3 protein-coding genes are annotated in these 3,398 nt (G+C 61.0%); all 3 read right to left on the reverse strand.

Features of this window, described 5'->3' with window-relative positions; translation table 11 throughout:
- Positions 1 to 26: 26 nt before the first annotated feature.
- Genes ACHEXK_RS11120 through ACHEXK_RS11130 form a run of 3 tightly spaced genes read right to left on the reverse strand, consistent with a single transcriptional unit; the run spans position 27 to position 3,320 of the window.
- Positions 27 to 863 carry an efflux RND transporter periplasmic adaptor subunit gene (locus tag ACHEXK_RS11120; protein WP_416546166.1) on the reverse strand — a complete coding sequence of 279 codons (837 nt, stop codon included), beginning with the start codon at positions 861 to 863 and terminating at the stop codon, positions 27 to 29.
- Positions 860 to 2,485: a TolC family protein gene (locus tag ACHEXK_RS11125; protein WP_416546168.1), complete on the reverse strand. Its 1,626-nt coding sequence runs from the start codon at positions 2,483 to 2,485 to the stop codon at positions 860 to 862. Before ACHEXK_RS11125 ends, ACHEXK_RS11120 begins: the two co-directional genes overlap by 4 nt.
- Entirely contained in the window at positions 2,475 to 3,320 is an 846-nt protein-coding gene (locus ACHEXK_RS11130) for a SapC family protein (RefSeq protein WP_416546170.1), read from the reverse strand. Before ACHEXK_RS11130 ends, ACHEXK_RS11125 begins: the two co-directional genes overlap by 11 nt.
- Between the last annotated feature and the right edge of the window lie 78 nt (positions 3,321 to 3,398).

Raw genomic sequence — 3,398 nt, forward strand, 5'->3', positions numbered from 1 at the left:
GGAAATCGAAACTCAGGACTCGGGAATCAGGACGACGCGCCTGGGATGCGGATCACGGCTTTGGCACCCGGCCGTATGCGGCCATTGGGGTTGGCAAAGCGAATGCGCACGTCGACCAAACCGCTGGCGCTGTCGGCCATGGGTGAGACGAAGTTCACTTGGCCCATGGCTTGGACTTGGGCCGCTCCGGCCTCAAAGCGGGCGGCCACTCGGGCGCCCACGCGAAAGCTGGCGGCCGCAGTTTGCGACAAGTTCAACCGCAAATCTACTTGGGAGATATCGGCCAGCCGCACCACCACGTCACCGGGTTTGGCCCACTCGCCCACGTCCATGGGCACGTCCACCACCACACCGGCCAAGGGCGCACGCACAGTGCGTTGCTGCAACTCAAGCTGGGCCTGCTCGTGCTCCACGCGCTCGCGCGCTTTTTGGGCCACCAACTGCAGCAGCCTGCCCTCTGCCGCGGCTTTTTCCAACCGGGCTTTGACCAGCTCCTCTTTCGAGACCGACTGGCTTTTGCTGGCCACCAGCTCGGTCATTTGCAGCAATTCAGTCAGTGCCGCCAAGCGCACGCGGGCGGTCTGCAGTTCGCTGTCGTCGTCCAGCAGGACGGCACGGCGGCGCAACTCCACGTGTTGGGAGGCGTTGTCAAGTTCCAGCAAGAGCTCTCCCGGCTTGACCATCTGCCCGGGCCGCACACTGATGCGCTGGACGAGCCCAGCCACTGAGGCACTGACCTGAACGTCACTCATCGGAAAGGCCAGGCCCACCAATTCAGTGGCCAGTACAGGCAAGACCGCACCGAGAACACCAGACAGGAGGGTGGCTTGAAACCAGGTGCGGGGAGAAAACAAAAGGGTCATGGCAAAGAGGGCAAAGGGGTGTCTATCCCGTAGGCTGTCAGCAATGTGCCATCAGCCAACAGCAGGGCCAGGCGAGCGGTTTCAAGGCGGCCCTGCGCATCGGCCGCGCGTATGCGCGACTCCAGCAAGTCTTGTTCGGCCTGTAAAAGACTGCCCAGCAGGCCCAATCCAGCGTCAAAACGCTGGCGCTCATCGTCGAGCAAGGCCTGGCGGCTTTGCACTTCCTGCTTCGTCAAGGCGGTCTCGCGCAGCAGCTGGTCACGGGCCATCTGCTTGGCCTGCCTGTCGTTGAGAAAGGCTTGGCGGATGGCGGCAATTTCGGTGTCAGACTGCTCCACCCGCCTGACTTGGGCCAAGAATTGGGACTCGGCTTTGCGGTTGCCTTGGGCACCGAGCTCGATGTTTAAACCCACAAACCACTCGGGATAGTCGCCATCTTTGACCGTGCTCCAAGCGGTTCGGCGACTGGCATTGGCCAAACCGGCCTGGGTGTAAGACATCACCAGGTCTACCGCTGGGCGGCGCTGGTTGCTGGCAAAGGCCAGACGCAGCTCGCCTTGACGCTTGCGAAGCAAGGCAACTTGGTAAGGCGACCACTGCGCCAGTGCTTCATCGAACGTGGGCGTGGCCACAGCGGGTGAGACACTTTGACCGTCAAGCTGCAAGCCAGGCAGCTCGGAGGCATCGAGGTCCAAGCTGCTGAGCAGGCGCAGCTTGAGTTCATCTCGAGTTTGTAAAGCGCGGCTCAAATCAGCCTCGCGGGCCAGCAGCACGCGGGCAAGCTCCAAATTCGCGCGGGGCGCGAGTTTGCCAGCCTCTACGCGCACGCGCGCATCTTGACCCAAGGATGCGGTACTGGCCAGCAGTTGCTCGCGCCAACGCGCGGCCTGGCTGGCCACCTCAGCTTGCCAAAACAGCGACAAGCCTTCCGCCAACACCTTGTGAAGCTGCTGCAGGTACTGCCACTGGGCCACCAGGGATTCAATCTCAGACACGCGCTTGTCGGTTTCCGTGACACCCACGCCCGCTCCCCGCAGCAAGGGTTGCTTGAAAGACAGCACCAAGCCAGCGTTGACCTCCAGGGTCACAGGCGGGGCGCTTTTGGCCAGCACATTGCTCGAGCGTTCGGCATTGCGGGCACTCACGCTGAGCTCACCGCCCCAGGGAAGACGCTGGCGCACACCCGCTTCAATCATGCGGCCGTCTTCATCCAGTTTGTTGTCCTGCTGGACAAAAACATTGCTGCTCTTTTCCTCGGTGGTGCGTTGGCGCTCAATGCTGGTGCGCTTGGCCGTGGCAAACAAAATAGGCTCATACAGCGCGGCCTCGGCCGCCGCCAGCGAGGCCCCAATGGCCACCGAATCACGGCCGTAAGCGAGCTCCAGGTTGCGCACCGTGAGCGCTTGCACCAAGCTGCGTGGCGTTAACGGGCCACGCAGGGCCGCCATGGCATCCGTTGCCGTTGCAGCCGGCTGAGCACTGGCGCGCTGCACTTGCCCATCGGCGATGGCGGCGTCTTGCGCCCATGCCGCAACAGACAAGCCCGCGACAGCCAGCAACAGCAGGCGGGCCAGTGCACAGCCCAGCCTTTGGGCACCAGGTGCCCTGAACTCAGGAGGCATCGCTGCGACGCTTGCGTGCGGCGGGCGTTGCGGTTTCATCGGCGGGCTCGGATGGGGCAGACACAAGCTCGCCAGGCTCTGCAGCATCAGTCGCCGCGGGCGCGGTCTCAGTGGCTTGGGCGGCAGGACCGGTTTTGGCCTTGCTCAGCTGCACCAAACGCTCGATTTGTGGCAACGACATCAGGTGCGCGTACATGGCCGGTAAAAAACCTTTGGCGCGAACTTCCAAGAACAAAGCGTCTGAAAAAGCGTTCAAGCGCTCCTCATTGATGACGAAACAACCCGTGATGTTGCGCGCCTGAGCGGTCGCATTCACACGCATGTTCAATGGCGTGAGCAAGTTGTTGGTGAGCAGAAAGCGACTGAACTGCTGGGTCAGCATGTCCATTTGCTGCAGCTCAGACAAGTACCGCTTGACGTTTTCAATGACCTGTGTGGGCTCGCCTTTGTCATCGAACATGGGCGCGCCTTCGGTGTCGCTCAACAAGGTACTGGCCTCATCCACGCAGACCACAAAGCGGTTTTCTTCGGCGCCCTTGCTCAGAGCGAAGGGGTAGCGTCGAATCATGGCCGGAATGTAGGAAGCGTTCCATGCCCCGTCGGCACCCACAAACAGGTTTTCACCCGGCTGCAAGCCCATCAACACCACTGGGCGAAAGCCATCGTTGGGCTTGTCTTCCAGAAAAACGATGGGGTAGGTGGCCGCCGCCCGAGCAAACTCGTGCACGGTCACGTAAGCAATGTGGAAGCCTGCAGCGTAATCAAACTGCGTGGTGTTGCGGACCTTCTTGTGGCGGTGGCGTTCCAAGGTCACCGGGACAATTTGCTCAAACATTTTCAAATTCCTCAGATTCAAAGGGCACGAAAAAGACAATTTCGCCAAAAAAATTAATTCTAATAGTCAATTATCGTA

This window comes from Limnohabitans sp. DCL3 (assembly GCF_048019295.1).
Classification (GTDB): domain Bacteria; phylum Pseudomonadota; class Gammaproteobacteria; order Burkholderiales; family Burkholderiaceae_C; genus Limnohabitans_A.